Origin of the sequence: Variovorax sp. V15 (assembly GCF_041154425.1) — a bacterium.
In the GTDB taxonomy this organism is placed as follows: domain Bacteria; phylum Pseudomonadota; class Gammaproteobacteria; order Burkholderiales; family Burkholderiaceae_C; genus Variovorax; species Variovorax guangxiensis.
On the sequence record NZ_AP028659.1, the window covers coordinates 4,655,320 to 4,679,860 of the forward strand.

Genomic DNA, 24,541 nt, shown 5'->3' on the forward strand with positions numbered 1-24,541 from the left:
CGTCAAGCCTGACCCGGGGCCTCCTGCATCGCGGGAGGACTTCGAGAACCCTCCCGCGCATTCACCGCGCCGGCGAGATTCCCGACCATCGCAAGCAACGCGTCGCCGAAGCCGCCGCGTGCCCGCGCATCGGTCCTGGCGCTGGTCGTCACCCGCGGCTGCGCGCTCCAGGCGATGCGGGCACCGCTGGCCTGCAGGGCCCGCACCAGCATCACGTCCTCGTCGCAAGCCAGTGGCTCGAAGCCTCCCGCACGGCGATAGGCATCGGCCGAAACGCCGAGGTTGGCGCCGTGCACGTGCCTGTGTCCGTCGGCATCGACGTAAGCGCGCGAGAAGTGCTCCCGCAGCAGATGGCCGTCTGCGCCGTGCGCGCTCCAGTCGTCGACGCCGACCGAGCCGCAGACCGCGTCGGCGTTCTCGGCCAGCTGCCTGACCAGCCAGTCCGGCGAGACCTCGGTATCGGCGTCGGTGAACGCGAGCCAGCGGGCTCCGGCATCGACGAAGAGCCCGGCGCCGGTAGCGCGGGCGAGGCCCACGTTGCGGGCCTCGATGGCAATGCGCGCAACGCCGTGACGCTCGGCCACGGCTGCGGTCGCGTCGCTGCAGCTGTCGAGCACGACGAGAACCTCCACCGGCTCGCCAGCCAACCCAGGATGGGCCGCCGCGCGCAGGACCGATGCCAGCGACGCGCCGATGCGTTCGCCTTCGTTGTGCGCGGGAATGACGACGCCGATCACCGGATGCCCTCCCGTTCGGCCACCGAGCGGCCATCGCGTGCCCACACCTGCAGCACGAAGTCGTCTTCCTCATGGAACACGAGGCGCGGCAGGCCGAGCGCAGAAAGCGCCGCATGCACTTCGTGCGTGGACAGACTGCGCTGCGCGAAATCCGCGCGCCAGTCGCAGGCGACCAGCGTGCCGTCCGCGTCGAGCGATTCGCCGCAGCATCCGGCCACGCGCCGCATTTCGTCGCGCTCGAGGAAGTAGCCCAGCTCGCTCAGGACGATCAGGTCGAAGCCGCCTGCATCGCGCGGCCACTCCGCGGGCAAGGCGTGCCGCTCCAGGCGTACGTTGGCGAGTGAACCGGTGCGCCTGCGGGCGATCTCCAGCGCATGCGGCGAGAAGTCGCTCGCCAGCACGTGGTCGCAGCGCTGCGACAGCGCCTGCGTGAGTTCACCGGTGCCGCAGCCGGGCTCGTAGGCACGCCTGTACCGGGCCCGGGGCAACGCGGCCAGCAGCACCGCGCGCTTGCGGATCTCGTACCAGCGATGGCGCACTGCGTAAGGGTCCTCGCTGCCCGCATAGAGCGCGTCGAAGTAAGACCTGCGCCCGCCGCTCACAGGAACACCACCTCGTAGGGACGCCGCGCCCGCGCGACGGTGGTGGCGCGCAGCACGGGGCCGGCGCCGGTGGATGCATCGCGCCGCAGCTGGCTCGTGAATGCCTGCACCGCGGCGCGCTTGCGCCTCATGGCTTCTTCGTCCAGGTCGATGCGGACCGCGTGCCGCCAGGGCATGCGCGTGTCGCCGGGGTGCGACCAGTGCCAGCCCCAGACGGGCACTTCCGCCAGCCTCGCACCGGCAGCAGCGCAGGCGAGCGCGCAGGCCTGGCCCGTGGCTTCGTGATCGGGATGGCCGTCGCGGCGCCAGGTCGTGAACACCACGTCGCGCGGCCGCAGCAGCGATACGAGCCGTGCAGCCAGCGTGCCGCGTACAGCCGCCAGGCCGCCATCGGGCAGGCCCAGCCGCACGGGTTCGACAGGCAGCCCAAGGCGCTCGAGCGCGAGCCGGGATTCGAGCGGGCGCTCCGTCGCCAGCCGCTCGACAGGCCACTCCGTCGAGCCGCCGTGGCTTGCCGTGCCGTCGGTCACCGCGATGACTTCGATCCGCGCACCGGCATCCGCCAGTTGTGCAAGCAGCCCGCCCACCGACAGCACTTCGTCGTCGGGATGCGGAGCCACCACCACCGCGCGGGCGTTTCGCGGAACCAGCGTGCGCGCATCGATGCGGGGCAACGCGGCCAGAACCGGCCAGCCGTTCCATTCGGTCTCGGCCGTGCCTTCTCCGCGGATGGCGGGACGGGCTACAGCATCCATGAAGAAGGCTCCTTTCCGACGTCCTGCGCGGCGAGCAGGCCCAGGGCGGCGAGATCGCGTTCGGCGTGGCTCTGGCGAAGAAACACCGGCAGATCGGCCATCGCCCGGGCGAAGCCCCGGTCGCGGCACAGCGGGCCCGCGCCCAGCGCCCTGCCCGCATGGCGCATGACCTCGTTGGCGGCCTGCTCCACGGCAAGGCGGGCGCGCAGGGCGACCTGCCTGGCGTCGTCGCGCGGATGCCGGTCGATCCACGCGGCCGCCTCGCGCAGCAGCGCGGCCGCGGGCGTCAATGCCGCGTCGATGGCGCCTAGATGCGCGAGCCGGTGCGGGTCCGGCGCCTTGCCCATGAGCGCGTGAGCCGCCCGGGCGATACCCAGGGCGCCGCCGAACCAGCATGCGGCGATGCCCGCACCGCCCTGCCAGAAGCCGGGGCGCCGCGTGTAGTCGCCGGGGCGGCCGATCGCAGTGGCCGCCGCGTGGTCGAAGCGGACGTCCACGCTGGCGCTGTCCGCCATGCCGACCGCGTGCCATCCCTCGTCCGTGACGCGAACCCCGGGCTGGTCCATGGCGACGGCGGCAAGCCAGGGCTCGTCGTCGCGGTTCCAGCAGCTCACGACCGCGTGCGAGACGCTGGCGGCGCCGGAGCACCAGGCCTTGGTGCCGCTCAACCGGATGGCCGTGCCTCTTTCCTCCTCGGCGATCACCCGGGCATCCGGCGGCTCGGCACACCAGGTCGCCCATCGCGCTCCTTCGGATGCGGACAGCCCGCCACCGAGTTCGGCCTGGATCGCGAGCGCATCCGTATGGCCTTCGAAGAGCTTGACCAGCGAGAGATCGTGGGCCGCCACTTCCTCCAGCACGCGCCAACGCGCGAGTGTCTGGCCGGCGCCCGGCATGGGCAGCATGTCGAGCCCTGCCTCGACAAGGTGCCTGAGCGCCAGGCGGCTGCCGTGCCGAAGCTGCAGGTGCCGCAAGTCGTCGTCGGAGGGCTGGTCGTACATGGAAATATGAAATGAAGCGAAGGAAGGGAAAGATCAGAAAGGACTTCGTTGGAGCGAAATTAGGCAGGCCGCGCCTCGCGGTTCGTCGGTGGGCTGCGCTCGCACCTGTAGGAGGAACCGCGAGGGCCGGGCTGCCGGAGCATCGCGGGCCATCGTGGGCCATCGTGGGCAAGTAGTCCTACACCCCGACCCGAGCATTCCCGATGAGACGCGCCGCCGATCGGAGGGAGACCAGTGGCCTGGGCTTTGAAGCGAGCGTCGGCGTCTCCCAGATGCGTCGGCAAGGAGAAAGTCATGGCCATGGTCACAAACGTCATCTCGTCCGACCGGGTGGAAGGAACCACCGTCTACAACGCCGGGGGCGAAAAGCTCGGCAGCATCGACGACCTCATGATCGACAAGCTCTCCGGGCAGGTGCGTTACGCGGTGCTCGAGTTCGGCGGTTTCCTCGGCATGGGCAAGGATCGCTATCCCATCCCCTGGAGCATGCTGAAGTACGACACCGCACAGGAAGGCTACGTGGTTCCCCTTCAGAAGGAGACGCTCGAAGGCGCGCCCCGCTACGCGGACAACAGCGTTCCCGACTACGACGAAAGCTACACCGCGAGCATCAACAAGTACTACGGCCTCTGAGTCCGGGTGTTCCCCTTCGGCAGGTCCTTGAAAGCCCATGTACGCGCACATCCAGCTCGGCGCCCGGAACCTGCCCCTCATGTGCGCCTTCTATGACCAGGTGCTTGCGCACCTCGGGCTCGAGCGGGTGGTGGCACTGGAGAACATCGGACCTGCTGGCCTCTACTGGCGACGGCCGGGACGGCGCTGGCCGCAGTTCGTGATCAATCGCCCGTTCGATGGCATGGAAGCCGGCGTCGGAAACGGCACGCAGGTCAGCTTCCTGGCCGATCGACGCGGCACGGTGGACGCGATGTGGGCAGCCGCCCTCGCCCATGGCGGGCGCGATGAAGGCGCCCCCGGACTGCGGGCGCGCTACGCGCCGGACTTCTACGCAGCCTACTGCCGCGACCCCGAGGGGAACAAGCTCTGCTTCGTACATACGGACGGCTCCTAGCTGCGCGCGCATCCACACGCACAGGTTGTTGCGCCCCGCTGCCGCGGAAGACCGGGACTGCCAATTACGCACGCCGCTCTCCTACGCGGCGCGCACAGCGTGATCGTCAACGTTCCCGAAGGATTCGGAGATTCAGGAAGCGCGTTTCCTTCACCCACCCGACCCTGATGATCGAGAGGACGATATGCAACGTTTCAAGGATCGCGTCGTCATCGTGACCGGCGCAGGCAGCGGCATCGGCGAAGCCACGGCGCGCCGCTTTTCGCAGGAAGGCGCGAGCGTGGTGCTCGCGGGCGACACGCTCGCCAAGCTGCAGCGCGTGGCGCGCGATCTGCCGGAAGAACGCACGCTGGTGAAGGTGGCCGACGTTTCCAGCTTCGGCCAGGTGCAGGCGCTGGTGGACGCAACCGTCGAACGCTTCGGCGCGCTGCACGTGCTTTTCAACAATGCCGGCATCGCGGTCGAAGGCACGGTCACGCAGCCGCCGCTGGAAGACTGGAACAGGATCATGGCCGTCAACGCCGGCGGCGTGTTCCACGGCTGCCGGGCGGCCATGCCGCACCTGGTGCGCAGCAAGGGCTGCATCGTCAACACGGCCTCGGTTTCGGGCCTGGGCGGCGACTGGGCGATGGGCTTCTACAACGCGTCGAAGGGTGCCATCGTCAATTTCACCAAGGCCCTTGCGCTCGACCACGGCAAGGACGGCGTGCGCGTGAACGCGGTGTGCCCCAGCCTCACCTTCACGCCCATGACGCAGGACATGAAGGACGACAGCGCGCTGATGGCGAAGTTCGCCGAACGCATTCCGCTGGGGCGCGGCGCCGATCCTTCGGAGATCGCGGCCGTGGTCGCCTTCCTGGCGAGCGACGACGCGAGCTTCGTCTCGGGCATCGCGATGCCGGTGGACGGCGGGCTGATGGCCTCCAACGGCCAGCCCGACATGGGCTGAGGAGCGGCACGCCATGGCAGCAAAGACAGTCGGCGACTTCGTCGTCGAGCGCATGCGCGAATGGGGCGTGCGCCGCATCTACGGCTACCCGGGCGATGGCATCAACGGCATCGTGGGCGCGCTCGACCGCGCGGGCGACGCCATCGAGTTCGTGCAGGCCCGCCACGAGGAGCTGGCCGCATTCATGGCCTGCGCGCACGCCAAGTTCTCGGGCGAGGTGGGCGTGTGCCTCGCGACCTCGGGGCCTGGCGCGATCCATCTGCTGAACGGCCTCTACGATGCGAAGCTCGACCACCAGCCGGTGGTGGCGCTGGTCGGCCAGCAGAAGCGCAGCGCGCTGGGCGGCGACTACCAGCAGGAGGTGGACCTCGTCTCGCTCTTCAAGGACGTGGCCCACGAGTTCGTGCAGATGGCCACCAGCGCCGAGCAGGTGCGCCACCTGATCGACCGCGCGATGCGCATCGCGCGCGACCGCCGCACCGTGACCTGCGTGATCTTCCCAAACGACGTGCAGGAGCTTCCCGCCGTGCCGGTGCCGCCGCGCGAGCACGGCACGGTGCACAGCGGCATCGGCACCACGGCGCAGTCGGTGGTGCCGCCGCCCGATGCGCTGCAGTACGCGGCGAACATCCTGAACGCCGGGCGCAAGGTGGCGATCCTCGCCGGCGCGGGTGCGCTGCATGCGGGCGACGAACTCATCGCGGTGGCCGAACGGCTGGGCGCGGGCATTGCCAAGGCACTGCTTGGCAAGGCCGCGGTGCCCGACGATCTTTCCTTCGTGACGGGCGCCATCGGCGTGCTCGGCACGCGGCCCAGCTCGTGGATGATGGAAGAGTGCGACACGCTGCTGATCGTGGGCTCTTCCTTTCCGTATGCAGAGTTCCTGCCCGAAGAGGGGCAGGCGCTCTGTGTGCAGGTCGACACCGACGCACGCGCGCTGGGCCTGCGCTATCCAGTCGAACTGGGCCTGGCGGGCGACAGTCGCGCCACGCTGTCGGCCCTGCTGCCGCTGCTTGCTCAGAAGGAGGACACCTCGTGGCGCGAAGCCCTCGAGAGTCAGGTCGCGCAATGGTGGCGTGTGCTCGAGGCGCGCGCCCATGTGCCGGCTTCTCCGGTCAATCCGCAGCGGGTGTTCTGGGAACTCTCGCCACGCCTGCCCGACTTCGCGGTGATCACCTGCGACAGCGGCTCGGCCGCCAACTGGTATGCGCGCGACGTGAAGCTGCGCCGCGGCATGAAGGCCAGCCTCTCCGGCGGGCTGGCGACCATGGGGCCGGCCATTCCGTACGCGATCGCGTCGAAGCACGTTCACCCCGAAAGGCCGGTGGTCGCCCTGCTGGGCGACGGCGCAATGCAGATGAACGGGATCAACGGCCTCGTCACCATCGCGCGGCTGTGGCGCGACTGGATCGATCCGCGGCTCGTGGTGATGGTGCTGAACAACCGCGACCTGAACCTCGTGAGCTGGGAGCAGCGCGTGCTGGGCGGCGATCCGAAGTTCGAGGCATCGCAGGAGCTGCCCGACTTTCCCTATTCGCGCTTCGCACAGATGCTGGGACTGGAAGGCATCCGCGTGGACACGCCCGAAGCCATCGGCGACGCATGGGACGCGGCCTTCGCGGCCGACAGGCCCGTGCTGCTCGAGATGGTGACCGATTCGGCGGTTCCGCCGTTGCCGCCGGACGTTTCGCTGGCGCAGACCCGGGCGTACTTCTCCGCGCTGTGGCAGGGGGACCCAGAGGGCATGCGCACGCTGAAGGCGGTGATACGGGAATACTGGGCGAGCCTCAAGGCTGGCCGGCTGGAAACGACTTCCTGATGCGGCATCTCAGGCTGCCGGGCAGCTTCGGATGCCGCATCGCGGACGCCCGCCGGCCAGCGCAGCGCGCTATTTCCTGGCCATGCCCGCTTCGAGAGTGCGCGCGTGCTGAAGGTGCGTCTGCACCACAGGCAGCATCTTGCCGGCCAGGGCCTTGAGGTCCGCGTCCTTCGCTTCTGACTGGGTCTTCTTCAGCAGCTTCTCGGTGGCTTCGTGGTCGCCGACGCCCGCCTGCTTCACATAGCGGCTGTCGAACATGCCGCCCGAGAGCGCCTTGAATTCGAGCGCCACGGCCTTGTGCTTCGCGTCCGGGCCATCGGGCAGTTCGGTGCCCTTCGCGGCCGCCAGCGTCTTCACGTCGGACAGGCCCTTGGAATGGTCGTCGACCATCATCTTCGCGAACTTCTTGATCTCCGCGTCCGAGCTCTTGTCGAGCGCGATCTTGCCGCTCTCGACCTCCGCGATATTGGCTTGGGCGATGTCCTTGAGCATCGCTGCATCGGCCGCCGCGAGCCGGTCCGCAGCCCAGCCGGCAGGTGCCGCGAGCAGCGAGGAAACGACGGCGAGGCTTGCCGCGAATTGGCGTTGAGAAGGTGTCATGGGTGCACTCCTGGGTTGATCGAACGCCGAACGCTCCCATTCCCGCACCGCGCGCGGTGTAGGAGAAGGAACAGATCGATGTGCCCGAACAGTCCTTCGTCTGTCCTCGCCCTTCTCGCCCTTCTCTTTCTTCCCGCCAATCCGCGCGAGTTCGAGCCTCCGTCCGACACCGCCGCCGCGGCGGCGACCTAGCTTGGCCAGTCTCTTCAACGATCAAGTGCTTTTTCCGGAGGTGACCATGCCAAGAACGACCATCAACAAGAACGGCGGCGTAACAGCCGCTCCCGCCGCCCCGGCCACGCAGGCCCCGCCGGCAGAAGAGGTGCCCACGCCACTACCGCAGTCGCAGCCGTCGATGCAGGACGGGCGCCAGGACTCGGGCCTGGACGTCGCTCGCGAGGAACGCATACGCCGCGCCGCCTACGAGGCCTACGTGCTTCGCGGCGAGGGCCCCGGCGACGCCGTGCAGGACTGGCTGCAGGCCGAGGCGGAAGTCGACGCGCGCAAAGACTGACGCCCGGCCCCAGGTATCGCATGAATCGAACACGAAACCGTCGCTGCGCGGCGGCGTTGCTCTGGCTCGCTCTTGCGCTCGGGGGCTGCGGCGACGAGCCCGGCCCATCGAACGTGGAGGTGCCCGGCGCGCAGAAGCGCCCGGATACCGCGGTGCTCGAAGCCGGCGCGGTCCTGCTGCAGAGCAAGCCCCCTGTCGAGGCGCTCAACGCCTATCTCGACGGCTTCCACTTCTACAGCGGCCGGATGGACGCTCAGATGGAGGCACACCACTACTGCGCGATCCTCAACGAGGAAGTGATCCAGTGCGTCATCTTCGATGGCAACACGAAGCAGGCCAAGCTCATGGGTGTCGAATACATCGTGAGCGAGAGCCTCTTCAACACGCTGCCGGAGGCGGAGAAATCGCTCTGGCACAGCCATGCGCACGAGGTGAAATCGGGCCAGCTGATCGCACCGGACATTCCTGCTGTCGCGGAACACGCACTGATGAAGAAGCTGGTCGGAACCTACGGCAAGACTTTCCACACCTGGCACACCGACCAGCACAAGGAACTGCCTGTGGGTGTGCCGCAGCTCATGATGGGCTTCACCGCCGACGGCCAGGCCGATGCCGCCATGGTCGAAGAGCGGGACTGGCGCTTCGGCGTGCGCAGCACAGAGAAGCGCAAGGAAAGGGAGGACATCGCCGCGCCGGCCGTAGCGGCGGGCGCGGACGCCTGGCAAACCGGGCGCGCGATGCAGTTGCCGGATCCCACCGGGATGCCGCACGCGCCTGCGCCTGCCTCGGGCGCGCCGCTCAGGCGTCCGAGGGCGGGAGCTTCTCTCCCGCGTCTTCTTTCTGCGCTGCGTTGGTGCCGATGTCGCGCGAGCCGGGGTAGCCGTGCTTCTTGCCGGCTTCGCGCCCCATGCGGCTGCCCTCGGCGGGACTGTCCTGCCCCACCGCGCGGTTCTGGTCGATGTTCACCGGCGACAGCTGCGGCGGTCGCCGGGACGCCTTTTCAGATGCGTCGGTCATAGCGACCTCACGCTTTCGCGCGCATCTGGTCGCGCAAGGCCTTGATCTGGTCGTGGTTGCGCTGAGCCCCCTGAGCCTGACGTTCCACCACGGAGCGCACATCCGCCGGGATCGGCGCCTTCAGGGCCTTGCGGTAGCGGGCCACCGCGGCGTCCTCGCCGCGCTCGCACTCCTCCAGCATCGACAGTGCGCTGTCGGCGCCGAGGGACCCCTTCACGTGCACCCAGCCTCGGTGCATTGCGCCGCTCACAGTCCCGCCGTCGTCGACCTTCCCGCCCAGCCGGCGGATCAGCTGCGCCAGTTCCGAGGCAGCTGCGGCGCACTGCGAAGCCCGGTCCTGGAAGACCTGCTTGAGCTGAGTGGAGTTGACTTCGTCGGCACAGGCCTTGAAGCCGTATTCGCCGTCGCGCGCGTTCTCGAGAAGGTCGTCGAGTACATCGACCACCTCATCGGATCCAGTGGTGCCGGGGTTGCTGGCAGTTGTGTAGTCAGGCATGGAAAGCTCCTTCAAGTTGAGGCAAAGGCCGAAACAGGCGGCTTGCGCCTGCATTCGACCGACGGACCGGAATGGCCCGCTGCAGTCCATGGTGCGCACGCGCCGCGGGGACGGTGTCGTCCACCCCGCAGGAGCACTGTCAGTCATTTCCCGCCGCATGCAAGCCGGCGCAGGACAGCCGCCGGGGCAGCCGTCCCGCGTGCCGGCTCGCCGCTCAGCTCACTTCGACGTCGATGCGCCTCGGCTTCGCGTGCTCGGCCTTGGGTATGCGCAGCTTCAGCACGCCCTGCGCGAGCTCGGCGGAAACCTTCTCGGTGTCCAGCTCCTTGCTGAGCGTGAAGACGCGCTGGAAGCGCCCGAGCCCGACCTCCGTGTGGCTGGTCTTCAGACCATCGGGCACGCTCAGGCTCGACTGCGCCTCGATGGTCAGGGTCTCCGCTTCCACATGCAGGTTCAGGTTCTCGCGCGAGACCCCCGGAAGGTCTGCGTAGAGGGTGATACCGGCCGCGTCCTCGATCACGTCGACCGGGGGCGTGAGCGCCGCGCTGCCGTAGCGCGACGCCTTCTGCCTGGAATCGGTGCTGTCCGGAGCACCGGAAGAACGGGTCTGGATGTCGTTGCTCATGGTGTTCATCTCCTTGGGTTCATTGGACGGCGATGCGGCGCGGCTGGGCCGACGCGCGGCGGCGAACGGTGATGCGCAGCACGCCGTCGCGCAGCTTGGCGTCGACCGCTTCGGGATCCGCATCGTCGGGCAGCGTGAGCATGCGGCGGAACGCTCCCTCGAAGCGCTCGTTGATGTGCACCGCGGCCTTCGCGCCCGCCTCAGGCAGCACGCTCCTGCGCTCCCCGGCGATCGTCAGCAGGCCGCGCTCGAGGTGGACCTCCAGCGTGGCCGGGTCGACGCCGGGCGCAAAGGCATAGATTTCCACCGCCTGCGGGGTCGTGCCGACGTTCAGCGCCGGAAAACCGTTGCTGCCGAAGCCCCGGATGGTGGGGGCCAGATCGAACGCCTGCTGCATGTCCCGCTGCAGGCGATCCATTTCCGCGAGCATGTCGCGGGGAAAGAAAGACCGGTACATGGCTGAACCTCCAAAAAACTGGAACGGACAAAACCTGGAATGGGCCGCAGCCCTTACTGGGGCAGGTGATGCGCACGGGTCGGCTGCGAGGAGCCGTTCGCATAGGGGCGAAGCCGTGCGGTGATGCGCGGCAAACGGTTTCGCCAGCGCGGAGGTCGTGATTCCGGATAGTTGAATTTCGCCAGTTCCTCGCGCCCCTTCTGGGTGACGGCCAGCACTTGCGCGGCCAGGGCGGAACCGGAAAGGGACAGCGGGTCCGAAGGCGATGGCACCAGGGCGACGACGAGCCCGGCGGCGCGCAACACCCTGACCTGATCGATGTCCTCCGTGCGGTAGAACGTGACAGGCAGGCGAGAGCCGGCGATTTGCTTGAGCAAGTTCATGGTCATTTCGATACCTCCTTTTCGGTCGACCAATTTCCGACGGAGGTGAAGATAGGCGACGTGCCGCGAATTTCAAGAGGAAAATCTTCGGCACCCCGAACCTGCGCGGCATGCCGGGAAAGGCATCGCGGTGCCTTCACAAAGCCGAGTAAAAAGCTCGGCCACGAGGGCCGGGCTGAGGTCTGCCGCAAGCCTGCGGGGAAGAGACCGCAGGAAGCCGCGTCTCACGCCCTCCGCTACGCGGATACGGCGCCTTCCTACGCCGGTGCTTCGATCGCCACCCCATGGTTCGGCCTTCGACAACCCAACCGATGGAGCCCACGATGCCAACTTCCCGACGCGCAGAACCCGATGCCTGCAGCCTTCTGGACGCCGACCACCGCAAAGTCAAGAAGATGTTCAAGGAATACGAGGAACTCACCCATTCGCGCGCCGCTTCGGCCGAACAGAAGAAGCGCGAGCTTGCCAACGAGATCTGCATGGAGCTCACGGTCCACACGCAGATCGAGGAAGAGGTTTTCTATCCCGCCCTCCGCAAGGCACTCAAGGAGACCGACCTGCTCGACGAAGCCGCGGTGGAACATGCGAGCGCCAAGGACCTGATCGCGCAGATCCAGGGAGCCACGGCGGTCGACGAGATGTTCGACGCCAAGGTCATCGTGCTGGGCGAGTACATCGATCACCATGTGAAGGAGGAGCGCAACGAGATCTTCGTGAAGGCGCGCGCCGCCCGTGGGCTGGACCTGGTCGCCATGCGCGAGCAACTGGCCGCCCGCAAGGAAGAACTGATGGAGGAACTCGGCGCCGTCGCCTGAGTTCGCCCGCCCCCCGAAGACGCCGGCGGGCGACTTCGGGCCTATTCACCCAGCATCACGCTGCCTTACTGTTCTGGAGGCCCTCGTGACCGGACTTCTTTCCCGACTTTTCCCGAGCGCGACGAACATGATCCGGCTGGATCACACGCACGTGCTTTCCACCTTCCATCAGTACAAGGCGGGCGCGCCCAGGCGCGTGAAAAAAGGCCTGGTCAACACCATGTGCACTGCGCTGGAGATCCACGCGCAGCTGGAGGAAGAGATCTTCTACCCGGCGGTGCGCGCGGTCACGCAGAACGAGCTCATCGCCAAGTCGCTGGAGGAGCACCAGGAGATGCGGCGGCTGATCGGCCTGCTGCGGCAGATGGAGCCCGAAGCGCGCGACTACGACGAAACCGTGGCGAACCTGATGCGCGACGTGATGCACCACGTGGCGGACGAGGAAACGCTCGTGATCCCCGAGGCCGAGCGCCTCCTGGCCGACGAGCTGGGCGAACTCGGCATGCGCATGACCAAGCGTCGCCTCCAGCTGGTGGGTCCGCGCAGCGGCGAGATCGCGCTCGACATGGGGCGGGCCGCATCGGGCAACGTCCTTGCACTCACCGCGCTCGGCATCGGCGCCGTGGGCTTGTTGATGGCCCAGCGCACGGGGCATACGGGGATGCCGGCTCGCGACAAGGGTGGCAAGGCGGCTTGAGCGGCGAAAGGCCCATCGGCATCGAATCGTCCGGCCGGCGCTGACGCATTTCCGGATCTTTCCTGCAGGCTTCTTGCGGCAATGGCCGACGTTCGGGCACCGCGGCACCGGCCAATCTCGCTCTCCGCCGCAGGAGAGTTTCACCCCATGGACCACATCTTCGCCCGCTTCGCCAACCGGATCGCCCATATCGCGGGTAGCCCCCTCACCTTCCTGGCCTGTGTGGCTGTGGTGATTGCATGGGCCATCGCCGGACCGTTCTTCGGGTACTCGGAAACGTGGCAACTCCTCATCAATACCGGCACGACCATCGTGACCTTCCTCATGGTGTTCCTGATCCAGAACACCCAGAACCGCGACGGCGTGGCGCTGCAGACCAAGCTCGACGAACTCATTCGCTCGTCCGACGCGCAGAACGAATTCATGGGGATCGAGAAGCTCACCGACCAGGAACTGACGGCTCTGCATGAAAGATGCGAAGCAGCGGCCAGGAAAGGTCATGCCGCGCTCGAGCAGACGCGGGCCGAACGCCGCAGGCGCGGGCACGAGCCCCCCGCAGGAGACTAGAGCAGACCTTCGCTGACGAATGGAAAGAAAAACAGCAGCTGCAGGCGCGTTCCCAGTCCCACTTCAGGCTCATGGTCGTGGATTTCTTCGGTGCCGTTCCCGGTGCTGATCCACTGCAGCCGATCGCCTGGTTCCAGCAGGCGCAGGTGATAGGTACCCGATGCGCGCGCCCCGTCGATCAGGCCGAATATGTCCTTGGCAAGTGCTGGCGAATCGATGATCAGGCCGAGCTCGGTGTTCAGGCGCGAGGAGCGCAGATCCATGTTCATGGACCCGACAAAGCTCCTGCGACGGTCGATCACCAGTAGCTTGGCATGCGAACGTCCCACCGCATTCTTCAGCGACGAGGCCGTGATTCCGGATGCCGCCCTGGCGTCGCCCGCGCCGGCCTCATCGTCAGGCACGCCTGTGGTGCGCATCGCAAGCTGCTTGAGCTGGCTCGCGTCGACTTCGTCGATCTCCACCCCCAGCTTGAGCATCGGGACACGGTATCTGGCGTAGGCTGCGCTCGCGAACGGTTCGTCGTTCGACGAAAGCGAATTGGTAAGCAGCGAAATGCGCCGTCCTGCCTGGCGCAGTTCTCCAAACAGCGCGAGACCCCGCTGCCCAGGAATGAAATAGGGAGTGGACAGCGCGATGTCCGACCGGGCTGCACGCATCGCCTCGATCACCCGCGACGTGACGGTGCTCGCGTCGTCGCCCTGCTCGGCACGACCGCCCACCTTCTCGGGGTTGTCGGCAAACACGTCGACATGCCCATACAGCATCTTGAGCGGCACGGGCCTCGAGAGGTCGCCCGACAGTGGCCTGTAGCCGAGCAGGTCTGGCGAGTCCGGCGGCGGCGTTGGGTAAGCCGCTTCGCCGTCGGCCACCAGCTTGTCGAAGGAATCCCGCAGGGCTTGCGGCGTCTCCCGGCTGACTTCGATCTCATGGAGCGGATAGACGTGCGGGCTGTTCCAGTAGGTGTCGAAGATGGCCTGCATTTTCGGCACCGCGGCTCCCGCCAGCAGCAGATCGAAGTCGAGGAAATTTCCTTCCTTGTCGTGAAAGAAATATTCGTTAGCGATATTGCGCCCACCCGCAACCGCGAAGGCACCGTCGGCGATGAACATCTTGTTGTGCATCCGATGGTTCACGCGCGAAAAGTCGAGCAATGAGAATGCCCAGCGCGTCGACGCGAAGGCCCTACCTGCCGGGAACGGGTTGAACAGGCGAACCTGCACATTGGGATAGGCCGCCAGCGCGAGCAACATGCCGTCGCTGTCGGCCGTGTACATGTCGTCCACCAGCACACGCACCCTCACGCCGCGAAGCGCCGCATCTTTCACGGCTTGCAGCAGCACGTGCCCTGTCACGTCGTTCTGCAGGAGGTAATACTGCAGATCCAGCGAGCCTTGGGCGTGGCGTGCCAAGGCCAGCCGTGCATCCATCGAGTAGGCGCTCAAGGGCAGCGGTCGAAAGGCCGACGACTCTCCTGCAGGAACGCTCTGCGCTGCGATGCGCCCAAGCGCGGTGCCGGTACTGGCCGCGATGGATGTATCGGCCTGCCGACTCTGCGAAGGTGGCGGCAACGACGCGCAGCCCTGGAGGAGCAGCATCAGCAGCGCGGCGATCAACAGTGGCGTCCAGCAGGTCTTCTTCATGACGATGAACGATCGAGTGAAGGCAGTTCCAGGCGAGCTTTGTCGCGAGGGGCTCGTCACGCCGCTTCCGTCGCGGCGCGTATCAACCGCACTTCCTGAAGAAGATCGGCCACGGCGCCGTCGAGCATTTCCAGGGCGGTGGCATCCACGAGTTCGCCGTCGCGAAAGCGCGAGCCGATGACGGGAATGGCCACGTGCGGGCGCGACAGCGGCCGAGCCAGGGTGGCGGCCAGCGCATCCCTGACTTGCGCCTGCGCCCGCACGCCGCCGAGTGCGCCGGGCGAGGACGTGACGACCAGTGACGGCTTGCCCTTCAACGGCGAAGCAAATGCCGGACGCGAAGCCCAGTCGATGGCGTTCTTGAGCACGCCCGGGATGCCGTAGTTGTATTCGGGCGAGCACAGCACCAGGCCGTCGGCTTCTGCGATGGCGGCCTTCAGTGCGGCCACGCCTGCCGGCGGGTTTGCGCCATCCAGATCGGCGTCGTACAGAGGCACTTCCTCCAGGGTGACCACTTGCAGCGTCACTTCGGCGGGCAGCCGTGCCGCGAGGTGGCGCAACAGCATGGTGCTGTACGAGCCCCGGCGCAGGCTGCCGGAAATGCCGAGAAGGCGAACAGCGCAAGGAACGACATCCAAACGGGAAGCAGTCATCATCAGGATCCCAACAAAATATTGACAAAACCAATTTTATGCACAAAATGCAATCCATGCAAAAAATGCAGACAGCCCAGCGAGAGCCCACCTTGGTCGACCAGGCCTTGGCGCGGCTGCGGCATGACGTGCTCAGTGGCACCTTCGCGGCCGGCACCAAGCTCAAGGTCGACGATCTGCAGAACGCCTATGGGTTTTCCAGCAGCCCGCTGCGCGAGGCCCTCAGCCGGCTGTCGCAGGAAGGGCTGGTCACCGCCGACGAGCGGCGCGGGTTCCGCGTGGCGCTCCTGTCGGCGGCCGACATGGCCGACATCACGCACATGCGGTTGATGCTCGACGTGCAGGCGCTGCGCGATTCGATCCAGCGCGGCGACGACGCATGGGAAGGCAATGTGGTCGCGGCCTTTCACCGGCTGGAACTGGTGGAGTCGCGCCTGTCCGACGGTCCCGTGATCCTGGACGACACCTGGGCCGATCTGCACCGCGGCTTTCACCTTTCTTTGCTGGCGGCCTGCGCATCGCAGCGCCAGCTTCGCTGGAGCGAGAGCCTGTTCGACCAGGCCGAAAGGTACCGCCGATTCAGCGGACGCTTCCGCAAGACGCTCAAGCGCAAGACCAACGAGCACCGCCGCATCCTCGATGCGGCGCTCAAGCGCGATGCCGATACCGCGTGCGCATTGCTGGAGGAGCACATGCTCGGCACGCTGCGCAACGTCGAGGCCATCCTCAAGGACGGGGTGCCACCGGTCCCCTGACCCTTTCCCGGATCGCCCCGTTTTCCATAACAACACCGCTTTCGCCGGAGACAAGACAGCATGCTCAAGGTCCTCAGACCCACGCCTTCCCATTTCGGCATCTTCGTGACCGATCTGGAGAAGATGGTCGCCTTCTACACAGAGACCTTCGAGCTGACCGTCACCGACCGTGGCGTGGGAAGGACTTTCAAGAACCAGCTGGTCTTCACCAGCGCGAGCCCCGATCAGCACCATCAGCTGGTGCTCGCCTCCGGCCGCCCGGCGGATGCGACCTTCAGCACGGTGATGCAGATCTCCTTCGTGGTGCCCAGCATCCAGCACCTGCGCGACGTCTCGCAGCGGGCCCTGGAACGCGGGGCCACGGATCTGCGCGGACTCAACCACGGCAACGCGCTCTCGATCTACCTGAAGGACCCCGAAGGCAACACGGTCGAGATCTACGTGGACATGCCGTTCTACGTGTCGCAGCCGCACGGCGATCCGCTGGACCTGAGCAAGGACGACGAGACCCTGATGCGTGAGACCGAGGCCATCTGCCGCAGCGACCCGACCTTCATGCCGCTGGAGCAGTGGCAGGCCCAGTTCCAGGCCCGTTCACCTGCCGCGCCATGAGCGCCGGCGCCTTTCAGTCACCGCATCCACCCTTCCCATTCCACGGAGATCCCATGAAGCTGCTTTCTTTCCTGCACCAAGGTCGCGAAACCTGGGGCGCCGTCGTCGGCGACGGCGTCGTCGAACTCGCCCAGTCCCGCCCGCAGCAGCCCACGCTGCTCGACTACATCGCGTCCGGCGACTACCTGCACGCCGCGCAACATGTGGAAGGCCTGCCGGCGGTCGCCAAGCTGGCGGACATCACCTACCTGCCGGTGATCACTCGCCCCGAGAAGATCGTCTGCGCGGTGCGCAACTACATGGATCACCACCAGGAGGTCCTGGCCGCGGGCATGCAGCGCGAGCTGTCGGCGGAGCCGCCCATCTTCCTGCGCGTGTGGCGCTCCCAGACGGCCCACAACCAGCCCATCGTGCGGCCGAACGTGTCCGACTCGCTCGACTGGGAAGGCGAACTCGCCGTCATCATCGGCAAGGGCGGCCGCAACATCGCGGAAGCCGATGCGTACGACCACATCGCCGGCTACTCCTGCTACAACGACGGCAGCGTGCGCGAATGGCAGTTCCACGCCAAGCAGATCGCCTCGGGCAAGAACTTCGAGTCGACCGGCGGCTTCGGTCCCTGGATGGTGACGGCCGACGAGATCGCGCCGGGACGCGAACTCAAGCTCGAGACGCGGCTGAACGGCCAGGTGGTGCAGTCCAGCCACACGGGGCACATGATCTTCAGCGTGCCCAGGCTCATCAACTACGCATCCACCATCTTCACGCTCAGCCCGGGCGACGTGATCATCACCGGCACGCCCGCCGGCGTGGGCTGGAGCAAGAAGCCGCCGCAGTACATGAAGCCGGGCGACGTGTGCGAAGTCGAGATCGAGGGCATCGGCGTGCTGCGCAACCCGATCGTCCAGCAGGCCTGAGGCCCCTTGCTGCGCGCCGACACCGTCGGCGCCTTTCCTGCCGCCTGCGGAGCTGATCCCGTCGGCGCTGGCAGCGGCACGCCTCCAGGGCCGCCGCCTGCCCTCCGCCTTGCAGGCGGACCCTCATTCAAAACGACGGAGACAACATCATGCAGCGCAGAGACTTTCTCGCCGCAGGCCTGAGCCTGGCCTGCGCCGTCCCTTCGATCTCCCGGGCCCAGGGCTATCCCGACAGGCCCGTTCGGATCCTGCAGGGCTTCGCCGCAGGCGGCAACGCGGACACCATCGCTCGCGTGGTGGGCAACGAAATGACGAAGACCCTGGGCCAGCCCATGGTGGTGGAGGCGCAGACGGGCGCCGGCGGCACGATCGCCTCGGCTGCGGTGGCCCGCGCCAAGCCCGACGGCTACACCCTGCTGCTGGCCACCGGCGGCCATGCGGTGGCCGGCGCGCTCTACGGCAAGCTCAGCTACCAGACCGTCTCGGACTTCGAGATGATCTCCACGATCACCTTCTTCCCCTTCCTGATCGTGGTGCGTGCCGACTCGCCCTATGCCTCGCTGCAGGATCTGCTGAAAGCAGCCCGCGCACCTGGTGCCAATATCTCCTACGGTACGGCGGGCATCGGCAGCACGCACCACCTGGCGGGCGAACTGCTGGTCAAGACCGCGGGCGTGCCCATGCTCCATGTGCCGTACCGCGGCGATGCGGCGTCGATCACCGCGATCCTCTCGGGAGAGGTACCCTTCATCATTTCGCCGCCGACGGCCGTCATGGGCAACCTCAAGGCGGGCAAGCTGCGCGCACTGGCCACCACCGGCCCGCGCCGCTGGTCCCAGATGCCGCAACTGCCCACAGTGCAGGAGCAAGGCGTCGCCGGCTATGAAGTCACGTCCTGGGCGGGCCTGATGGCGCCTGCCGGGACGCCCCGCCCCATCGTCGAACAACTCAACGCCGCCGTGCAGAAGTCGCTGGAATCCGCTCAAGTGCGCGCTCGCCTCGAAGACATCGGCGGCGAAGCGCGCGGCAGCACTCCCGAAGAAATGCGGCAGTTGGTCCAGAACGAGCTGCGCAAGTGGACGACGGTGGTGAACGAAGCCCATATCCCCAAACAGTGAGGTCCCCATGTCCCTGATCCAGATCCGCAAGCGCAGCCTGACCATCGAGACCGTCTTCCATGAAGGCGGCCCGGCGGTCGACACGCCGCTCAGACTCGCGGCCAGCTGCGCCGTCATCCAGAACCCCTATGCCGGCCGCTACGAACCCGACCTGATGCCCTTCATGGCCGAGCTGCGATCGCTCGGCACCCTGCTGGCGACGGAACTGGTCGATACGCTGGGCAGGGACAAGGTCGAGGTCTACAGCAAGGCCGCCATCGTCGGCGTGAACGGCGAGATGGAGCATGGCGCGGTCTGGCACGAGGCCGGCGGCTGGGCCATGCGCGCCGTGCTCAACGAGCCCAAGGCGATCGTGCCGGCCGCCAAGGCCGTGGCCGCGACGGGCTACCGCCTGATGGTGCCGCTGCACTACATCCATGCCTGCTACGTGCGCAGCCACTTCAACAGCATGGAGATCGGCATCCAGGACGCACCGCGGCCCAACGAGATCCTGTTCGCGCTGGTCATGGGCACCGGCGGACGCGTGCATTCACGCCTCGGCGGACTGACGACCGAGCAGGTTTCCGTCCATGACGGGCAACGCTGAACCCTCAGGCGGACAGGAGCGAACGAGCAATGGCTGAAACGATGAGAGCGATCCAGGTCCGCACGCCCGGCGGCCCCGATGCGCTGGAGGCGGTGGAACTCGCGATTCCGGCCTGCGGGCCGGGGCAGGTGCGCGTCAAGGCGTCGGCGATCGGCGCGGGCGGCCCCGATGTCCTCATTCGCAAGGGCATCTACAAGTGGATGCCTCCACTTCCCGCCATCCCGGGCAACGAGATGGTCGGCGTGATCGAGGCCGTGGGGGAAGGCGTGGCATCGAGCCTGCTCGGCCGCCGCGTGCTCGTGAGCTCGCGCGAGCTGCCCGAACGCGGAGGTTGCTACGCGGAATACATCAGCGTTCCCGCCGAAGCGCCGTTCCTGCTGCCCGACGAGATCCCGGACGCCGACGCCTGCAGCCTGGGCAACGTGCAGTTGGCACAGGCCCTGTTGCTCGGCGTGCCGGCCGTTCAGCCCCTGCGCTCCATTCTCGTCCCCGGCGCTGCCGGCGGCGTGGCCACGGCACTCACCCAGCTCGCGGCCTTCCACGGAATCACCGTCATCGGCACGGCCTCGACCCCCGCCAAGCAGGCGCATGCGCTCAAGCATGGCGTCAGCATCCTGGTCGACCCCGATCCCGAAGGCCTTGCGCAGCGCGTGATGGAAGCGACCGATGGCCGGGGCGTCGACCTGGCCTTCGACCACGTGGGCGACCGCCTGCTGGTGGCCTGCATCCGCTCGCTCGCGCCGATGGGCACCGCGGTCTCCTACAACATCGCAGGGGGCCCTCCCTCCAACGACGTGTTCCAGGAATTGCGGGCCCTGCTGACCAAGAGCCTGGCCGTTCGGACCTTCTCCATCCACACCTTCGATGCGGATCGAGAGCAGCGCCGCGGCCTCATGGTCAAGGCCATCGAGCTGATGCGCCAGGGTGCGGTGAAGGCCCCGCCCACGAGCATCTATGGCCTCGGCGAGGCCCGCAAGGTCCATGAGCTGCTGGACGTGGGCGCTACCTTGGGCAAGATCGTTCTGAAGCCCTGAGAGCGCCACCGACGGCCATGCCGGCAGTCCATGAATCAGCTCTCTCCCTCCTTGCCCGCATTTGCAGCCCCGTGCTTCAGGCGCTTGCCTTGACCGCATCGAAATGCGGGATGCCATCGTCCGCGTTCCACACCACCGTCAAGACTGCATACGTTCAACCTTGAGGAGATCGACCATGGCTTCTTCGCTGTTCGCGTTCCTGCGCACCCCATCGGGGGCCTCCCCCACGCCCGAGGGCGTGGCGCTCAACCGCCGGCGCCTGCTGGCCGCAGGCTGCCTGTGCTGCGCGTTCCCGCTGGCCGGTGCGCAGACCACCGGACCTCTTCCGGCCAAGGCCCAGGCCCACCTGGAGGCGGCCCGGCGAGCCGCCGGCGACGATCTGCTCGCGTACATGCGCCTGGGCGACGGCATCTCGCCCACGCCCAGCGCGCCACCGGTGTCGCCGGAAGCGCTGATGGCACTGCCCGCGCCGGCCCCGGGCTGGGCCTTCGACAACCTGTGCTTCGTCGGCAACAAATGGGTGAGCGCCTGGGGCCTGTCCACCTCGGAAGGCCTGGTCGTGATCGATGCGATGGACAACGACGACGAAGCCCGCACCCTGGTGGCCGCCGGCCTGCGCACACTGGGACAGGACCCGGCCACCATCCGCACGGTGCTGATCACGCATGGCCATGGCGACCACTACGGCGGCTTCGGTCATCTCAAGTCGATTTCCGGTGCCCGCGCCGCCATGAGCGAGGCGGACTGGACGATGACGGAAACGAAGCTGGAATTCGACCGCCCCGACTGGGGCCGTCCGCCCAAGCGCGACCTGGTGCTCAAGGAAGGCGAGACGCTGCGCTCGGGCGATACGCGCATAGACGTGCTGCTCACTCCCGGCCACACGATGGGCACGGTCTCGCTGCTCTTCGACGTGCGCGAAGGCGCGAAACGCCACCGTGCGCTGCTGTGGGGAGGCACCGCGTTCAACTTCCAGCGCAGCCCCGACCGCATGCAGAGGCTGCAGGCCTACATCGACCAGACGGAGCGCGTGCGCCGCCTGGTCGAGGCGCAGGGCGTGGACGTGTTCATCTCCAATCACGACCTCTTCGACGAGGCGGTGAAGAAGCTGCAGGCCCGCCAACAGGGCGGCAGCGGCCGCAACCCCTTCGTCATGGGTACGGCCAACGTCGTGCGGGCACTGACGGTCATGAACGAATGCGCGCGGGCCACACAGGTGGTGTGGAGCGCGTAGGCACTCGGTGCGATGCGCCTCGAGCGCCCATGAAGTCGTCTCCGGCAATCGAATTGGCAGGTAGCACAGCGCCCCGCGGAACGTGGGCAAGGCGCCGCTCAATCGATGGAGGCGCCGGAATCCCGCACGATCGCCTTCCACTTCTCGTGCTCGCGCTGAGCGAACTGCCCGAACTGCTCGGGGGTGCCTCCCACCGGATCGGCACCTTCCCGCACCATCTGCTCCTGCAGCGATGGCAGCACATCGTTCACGGTCTTGTTCACCAGCTGGATGACGGACGCCGGCGTGCCCTTGGGCGCGAAGAAACCGAACCATGAACCGGCGGAAAAACCCGGGAAGCCTTTCTCGGCGACCGTCGGAACGCCGGGCAAGGAGCGCGAGGGCCCCTCGCTGGAGACGGCCAGCGCCCGCAGCTTGCCCGCGCGGATGTGCTGGATCACCGACGGTACCGTGGCGAACATGAACTGAAGCCGCCCCGCCAGCAGGTCGTTGAGCACGTTGGCGCCCTTGTAGGGCACATGCACCGTGTTCATGCCGCTGCGCTGGCCCAGCATGTAGCTCGACAGGTGCGACGAAGTGCCGACGCCGGTGGAGCCGTAGGACAGCTTGCCGGGATGAGCCTTCGCGTACTCGATGAATTGCTCCAGCGTCTTCGCCGGGACGCTGGGGTGCACCACCAGCACGTTGGGCACGTCGGCGATCTGCACGATCGGCACCAGGTCCTTCAGCGGGTCGTAGGGCAAGCTCTTGTAGAGCGTCTGGTTCACGGCCATGGGCCCCACCGAGTTGACGATCAGCGTGTAGCCGTCGGGCGCGGCACGCACGGCCATCTCGGTGCCGATGTTGCCGCCGGCGCCGGGCTTGTTGTCGATGACGAAGGGCTGGCCGAGCTTCTCCGAGAGCTTCTGCGTCACGGCGCGCGCCAGGATGTCGGTGGTTCCGCCGGCAGTGAACGCCACGATGACCCGCACGGGTTTGGACGGGTAGGTCTGGGCCGTAGCCGCCGTGCAGAAGCTGAACGCCGCGGCGCCCGCCAGCAGCAGTGCGCGCCTTCTCGAGGGATTGGGGATGTTCATCGATGTCTCCATATGTTCTGGTCGTGGTCAGAGCGCGTAGCTGGGGTCCAGCCGGTCGAGCTTGCGCAGCAGGGCCGGCCACTCCATCACGCCGTAAGGTCGGCGCGTGCCGGGCTGGTACTGGTTCCAGGTGTCCTGCAGCACCTGCGCGGGCACCGGCCGCAAGGGCACGTTGCAGGCCATCGCGCCGAGCTGCGCCCGGCAGGCCAGTTCCAGGCGGTGCATCCAGTTGAACGCCTCGCCGACGGTGCGCCCTACTGTCAGCACACCGTGGTTACGCAGGATCAGGGCCTCACCCTGGCCGAGGTCCTCGATGAGCGAGGCCTGCTCCTTCGTATCGAGCACGACGCCCTGGTAGTCGTGATAGCCGATCTTCAGGAAGCGCATGGCGGTCTGGGTGATGGGCAACAGGCCGCAATCGAGCGCGGACACCGCCATCGAAGCCCAGCTGTGCGTGTGGATCACGCAGGCCACCTCGGGCCGTGCTTCGTGCACGGCGCTGTGGATCACGTAGCCGGCCTTGTTGACGCCATAGCCCAGCGCGCCGAAATCGGGGCTGTCAAGGATGGTGCCGGCGTGGTCCACCTTGATCAGGCACGAGGCGGTGATCTCCTCGTACATCATGCCGTACGGGTTGATGAGGAACGCCTCCTCGCCCGGCACGCGCATGGAGATGTGGTTGGCCATCATGTCGGCCATGCCGTAGAAGTCGATCAAGCGATAGCAGGCTGCCAGGTCCACCCTCGCCTGCCATTCCGCTTCCGAACAGCGGTCGCGCATCGAGGCGATCCGAACCCTTCCGTCTTGCACAAGCATGAAATGCCATCCTTCCTGAAAATGGCGATATCGTCCGGCGTCGCCCTGGCGAGGTCCAATCGCTAATGGTGCGGACGCCATATCCTTTTTTCATGGACTACAACCTCCGGGACCTCAAATTCTTCGAGACGGTGGCGACCCTGGGCCACGTCAGCCGCGCCGCCGAGCTCCTCGGACGCAGCCAGCCTGCCATCACCAAGTGCATCCGCCGCCTCGAAGCCGCGGTGGGCGAGCGGCTCATCGAGCGCGACGGCCAGGGCGTGACGCTGACACCCTCCGGCTTGCTGCTGCTCGAACGCGCACGGCCGCTGCTGCAGCACGCGAGCCAAGTACAGCAGGAACTGCGCGACTTCTCGACCGGTGCGATCGGCGACGTGCGCATCGGCAGCGGCCTCAGCACGGCCGCGCACGTGCTGCCGCAGATTTGCGCGCGGCTGCTGCAGCAAAGCGGCATCCGGCTGCAGGTGCTGCTCGGCACCAACGTGGGCATGCGCCGCGAACTGCGGGAGGGCCGCATCGACCTGCTGATCGGCCTGCTGCCGCCGGACCCCGATCTGCGCACGGTGCCGCTGGCGGACGACATGGTCGGCCCGGCGGTAAGTGCAGGCCATCCGCTCGCAGCTCGCGGATCCGTGACCGCCGCTGAATTGATGGCGTGGCCCTGGGCGATGCCGACGCGCGAGATCCCGAGCCGCCAGTGGTGGGACCGCCGCCTGCAGGACCTGCAGCTGGCCGCGCCAGCCATCCAGATGCAGTCCAACTCGCCGACATTGCTGCTGGGCATCGCCAGGCTCCACGACGTGATCGTGTTCACCTCGCACAGCATGCTGCCAGAAGGACTGGTCGCGCTGGCGGTGCCCGAACTCGCCATGCCCCGGGAGTTCGGCGTCGCGCTGCGCAGGGAAGGCTACCTTTCGCCCGCCGTACGCAGGACGCTGGAGCTGCTGGAGAGCGACGGCCAGGCGCTCTTCCAGTACCAGCCCTGACGCTTTGC

Annotated in this window: 30 protein-coding genes; 17 read left to right on the top strand and 13 right to left on the bottom strand. The window is 67.2% G+C overall.

The window, feature by feature from the left end:
* Window positions 1-2 precede the first annotated feature (2 nt).
* From ACAM57_RS22060 to ACAM57_RS22075, 4 genes are read right to left on the bottom strand one after another with little or no spacing between them, the layout of a single operon-like run.
* The gene (locus ACAM57_RS22060) at window positions 3-737 is read right to left on the bottom strand and encodes a glycosyltransferase family 2 protein (RefSeq protein ID WP_369658928.1); all 735 of its coding nucleotides are present in this window, start codon (window positions 735-737) and stop codon (window positions 3-5) included.
* Window positions 734-1,339, bottom strand: coding sequence for a class I SAM-dependent methyltransferase (locus ACAM57_RS22065; RefSeq protein ID WP_369658929.1), 606 nt, complete (start codon window positions 1,337-1,339; stop codon window positions 734-736). Before ACAM57_RS22065 ends, ACAM57_RS22060 begins: the two co-directional genes overlap by 4 nt.
* Window positions 1,336-2,094 (bottom strand): PIG-L deacetylase family protein, encoded by a 759-nt coding sequence (locus tag ACAM57_RS22070; RefSeq protein WP_369658930.1) that lies wholly within the window; start codon window positions 2,092-2,094, stop codon window positions 1,336-1,338. The genes ACAM57_RS22065 and ACAM57_RS22070 overlap by 4 nt, the downstream gene beginning before the upstream one ends.
* On the bottom strand, window positions 2,082-3,095 hold the full coding sequence (locus ACAM57_RS22075; RefSeq protein WP_369658931.1) for an acyl-CoA dehydrogenase: 1,014 nt from the start codon (window positions 3,093-3,095) through the stop codon (window positions 2,082-2,084). The genes ACAM57_RS22070 and ACAM57_RS22075 overlap by 13 nt, the downstream gene beginning before the upstream one ends.
* A 294-nt stretch (window positions 3,096-3,389) precedes the next feature.
* On the opposite strand from ACAM57_RS22075, the gene ACAM57_RS22080 reads away from it, so the two are divergent.
* The 4 genes from ACAM57_RS22080 to ACAM57_RS22095 all read left to right on the top strand — a co-directional run bounded on the left by ACAM57_RS22080 (window position 3,390) and on the right by ACAM57_RS22095 (window position 6,932).
* Window positions 3,390-3,728 carry a PRC-barrel domain-containing protein gene (locus tag ACAM57_RS22080; RefSeq protein ID WP_369658932.1) on the top strand — a complete coding sequence of 113 codons (339 nt, stop codon included), beginning with the start codon at window positions 3,390-3,392 and terminating at the stop codon, window positions 3,726-3,728.
* Between the two features lie 37 nt (window positions 3,729-3,765).
* Window positions 3,766-4,164, top strand: a complete 399-nt coding sequence (locus ACAM57_RS22085) for a VOC family protein (protein ID WP_369658933.1) — start codon at window positions 3,766-3,768, stop codon at window positions 4,162-4,164.
* A gap of 184 nt (window positions 4,165-4,348) precedes the next feature.
* Window positions 4,349-5,113, top strand: coding sequence for an SDR family NAD(P)-dependent oxidoreductase (locus ACAM57_RS22090; protein ID WP_126024574.1), 765 nt, complete (start codon window positions 4,349-4,351; stop codon window positions 5,111-5,113).
* Window positions 5,114-5,126: 13 nt separating this feature from the next.
* On the top strand, window positions 5,127-6,932 hold the full coding sequence (locus ACAM57_RS22095; protein WP_369658934.1) for a thiamine pyrophosphate-requiring protein: 1,806 nt from the start codon (window positions 5,127-5,129) through the stop codon (window positions 6,930-6,932).
* Between the two features lie 69 nt (window positions 6,933-7,001).
* Here ACAM57_RS22095 and ACAM57_RS22100 read toward each other — a convergent pair whose 3' ends face one another.
* Window positions 7,002-7,532 carry a DUF4142 domain-containing protein gene (locus ACAM57_RS22100; RefSeq protein ID WP_369658935.1) on the bottom strand — a complete coding sequence of 177 codons (531 nt, stop codon included), beginning with the start codon at window positions 7,530-7,532 and terminating at the stop codon, window positions 7,002-7,004.
* Window positions 7,533-7,770: 238 nt separating this feature from the next.
* On the opposite strand from ACAM57_RS22100, the gene ACAM57_RS22105 reads away from it, so the two are divergent.
* Window positions 7,771-8,046 (top strand): DUF2934 domain-containing protein, encoded by a 276-nt coding sequence (locus ACAM57_RS22105; protein WP_369658936.1) that lies wholly within the window; start codon window positions 7,771-7,773, stop codon window positions 8,044-8,046.
* Window positions 8,047-8,066: 20 nt separating this feature from the next.
* Window positions 8,067-9,065 (top strand): OBAP family protein, encoded by a 999-nt coding sequence (locus ACAM57_RS22110; RefSeq protein ID WP_369658937.1) that lies wholly within the window; start codon window positions 8,067-8,069, stop codon window positions 9,063-9,065.
* Window positions 9,066-9,070: 5 nt separating this feature from the next.
* On the opposite strand, the gene ACAM57_RS22115 is transcribed toward ACAM57_RS22110, so the two are convergent.
* The 4 genes from ACAM57_RS22115 to ACAM57_RS22130 all read right to left on the bottom strand — a co-directional run bounded on the left by ACAM57_RS22115 (window position 9,071) and on the right by ACAM57_RS22130 (window position 11,030).
* Window positions 9,071-9,559 carry a PA2169 family four-helix-bundle protein gene (locus ACAM57_RS22115; protein ID WP_369658938.1) on the bottom strand — a complete coding sequence of 163 codons (489 nt, stop codon included), beginning with the start codon at window positions 9,557-9,559 and terminating at the stop codon, window positions 9,071-9,073.
* Between the two features lie 214 nt (window positions 9,560-9,773).
* Complete coding sequence (locus tag ACAM57_RS22120) at window positions 9,774-10,184, bottom strand: Hsp20/alpha crystallin family protein (RefSeq protein WP_206169560.1); 411 nt, start codon at window positions 10,182-10,184, stop codon at window positions 9,774-9,776.
* Between the two features lie 19 nt (window positions 10,185-10,203).
* Window positions 10,204-10,641: an Hsp20/alpha crystallin family protein gene (locus ACAM57_RS22125; RefSeq protein ID WP_369658939.1), complete on the bottom strand. Its 438-nt coding sequence runs from the start codon at window positions 10,639-10,641 to the stop codon at window positions 10,204-10,206.
* A 53-nt stretch (window positions 10,642-10,694) separates the two neighbouring features.
* Window positions 10,695-11,030, bottom strand: coding sequence for a hypothetical protein (locus ACAM57_RS22130; RefSeq protein WP_126024569.1), 336 nt, complete (start codon window positions 11,028-11,030; stop codon window positions 10,695-10,697).
* A gap of 317 nt (window positions 11,031-11,347) precedes the next feature.
* On the opposite strand from ACAM57_RS22130, the gene ACAM57_RS22135 reads away from it, so the two are divergent.
* The 3 genes from ACAM57_RS22135 to ACAM57_RS22145 all read left to right on the top strand — a co-directional run bounded on the left by ACAM57_RS22135 (window position 11,348) and on the right by ACAM57_RS22145 (window position 13,103).
* Window positions 11,348-11,839, top strand: coding sequence for a hemerythrin domain-containing protein (locus ACAM57_RS22135; protein ID WP_369658940.1), 492 nt, complete (start codon window positions 11,348-11,350; stop codon window positions 11,837-11,839).
* An 85-nt stretch (window positions 11,840-11,924) separates the two neighbouring features.
* Window positions 11,925-12,536 carry a hemerythrin domain-containing protein gene (locus tag ACAM57_RS22140; protein ID WP_369658941.1) on the top strand — a complete coding sequence of 204 codons (612 nt, stop codon included), beginning with the start codon at window positions 11,925-11,927 and terminating at the stop codon, window positions 12,534-12,536.
* A gap of 147 nt (window positions 12,537-12,683) precedes the next feature.
* Entirely contained in the window at window positions 12,684-13,103 is a 420-nt protein-coding gene (locus ACAM57_RS22145; RefSeq protein ID WP_126024568.1) for a low affinity iron permease family protein, read from the top strand.
* Here ACAM57_RS22145 and ACAM57_RS22150 read toward each other — a convergent pair.
* Both ACAM57_RS22150 and ACAM57_RS22155 read right to left on the bottom strand, forming a co-directional pair.
* Window positions 13,100-14,746: a phospholipase D family protein gene (locus ACAM57_RS22150; RefSeq protein WP_369658942.1), complete on the bottom strand. Its 1,647-nt coding sequence runs from the start codon at window positions 14,744-14,746 to the stop codon at window positions 13,100-13,102. The genes ACAM57_RS22145 and ACAM57_RS22150 overlap by 4 nt on opposite strands.
* A 56-nt stretch (window positions 14,747-14,802) precedes the next feature.
* Complete coding sequence (locus tag ACAM57_RS22155) at window positions 14,803-15,402, bottom strand: NADPH-dependent FMN reductase (RefSeq protein WP_369658943.1); 600 nt, start codon at window positions 15,400-15,402, stop codon at window positions 14,803-14,805.
* A gap of 35 nt (window positions 15,403-15,437) precedes the next feature.
* Here ACAM57_RS22155 and ACAM57_RS22160 point away from each other — a divergent pair, with 35 nt between their 5' ends.
* The 7 genes from ACAM57_RS22160 (at window position 15,438) to ACAM57_RS22190 (ending at window position 21,655) form a co-directional block, all read left to right on the top strand.
* Window positions 15,438-16,154: a GntR family transcriptional regulator gene (locus ACAM57_RS22160; protein ID WP_369658944.1), complete on the top strand. Its 717-nt coding sequence runs from the start codon at window positions 15,438-15,440 to the stop codon at window positions 16,152-16,154.
* A 60-nt stretch (window positions 16,155-16,214) separates the two neighbouring features.
* Entirely contained in the window at window positions 16,215-16,766 is a 552-nt protein-coding gene (locus ACAM57_RS22165) for a VOC family protein (RefSeq protein WP_126024564.1), read from the top strand.
* 53 nt (window positions 16,767-16,819) lie between these two features.
* Window positions 16,820-17,683: a fumarylacetoacetate hydrolase family protein gene (locus ACAM57_RS22170; RefSeq protein WP_369658945.1), complete on the top strand. Its 864-nt coding sequence runs from the start codon at window positions 16,820-16,822 to the stop codon at window positions 17,681-17,683.
* Between the two features lie 149 nt (window positions 17,684-17,832).
* On the top strand, window positions 17,833-18,801 hold the full coding sequence (locus tag ACAM57_RS22175) for a Bug family tripartite tricarboxylate transporter substrate binding protein (RefSeq protein WP_369658946.1): 969 nt from the start codon (window positions 17,833-17,835) through the stop codon (window positions 18,799-18,801).
* A 7-nt stretch (window positions 18,802-18,808) separates the two neighbouring features.
* A complete protein-coding gene (locus ACAM57_RS22180) occupies window positions 18,809-19,387 on the top strand; it encodes an amino acid synthesis family protein (protein WP_184635894.1) in 579 nt (192 codons plus the stop codon).
* Window positions 19,388-19,416: 29 nt separating this feature from the next.
* Complete coding sequence (locus ACAM57_RS22185) at window positions 19,417-20,421, top strand: zinc-dependent alcohol dehydrogenase family protein (RefSeq protein WP_369658947.1); 1,005 nt, start codon at window positions 19,417-19,419, stop codon at window positions 20,419-20,421.
* A gap of 175 nt (window positions 20,422-20,596) precedes the next feature.
* Window positions 20,597-21,655 carry an MBL fold metallo-hydrolase gene (locus ACAM57_RS22190; protein WP_369658948.1) on the top strand — a complete coding sequence of 353 codons (1,059 nt, stop codon included), beginning with the start codon at window positions 20,597-20,599 and terminating at the stop codon, window positions 21,653-21,655.
* Between the two features lie 98 nt (window positions 21,656-21,753).
* On the opposite strand, the gene ACAM57_RS22195 is transcribed toward ACAM57_RS22190, so the two are convergent.
* Window positions 21,754-22,731 carry a Bug family tripartite tricarboxylate transporter substrate binding protein gene (locus ACAM57_RS22195; RefSeq protein ID WP_369658949.1) on the bottom strand — a complete coding sequence of 326 codons (978 nt, stop codon included), beginning with the start codon at window positions 22,729-22,731 and terminating at the stop codon, window positions 21,754-21,756.
* Between the two features lie 27 nt (window positions 22,732-22,758).
* Complete coding sequence (locus tag ACAM57_RS22200) at window positions 22,759-23,547, bottom strand: class II aldolase/adducin family protein (protein WP_126024542.1); 789 nt, start codon at window positions 23,545-23,547, stop codon at window positions 22,759-22,761.
* A gap of 92 nt (window positions 23,548-23,639) precedes the next feature.
* On the opposite strand from ACAM57_RS22200, the gene ACAM57_RS22205 reads away from it, so the two are divergent.
* Entirely contained in the window at window positions 23,640-24,533 is an 894-nt protein-coding gene (locus ACAM57_RS22205) for a LysR family transcriptional regulator (RefSeq protein ID WP_369658950.1), read from the top strand.
* The last annotated feature ends 8 nt before the right edge of the window (window positions 24,534-24,541 follow it).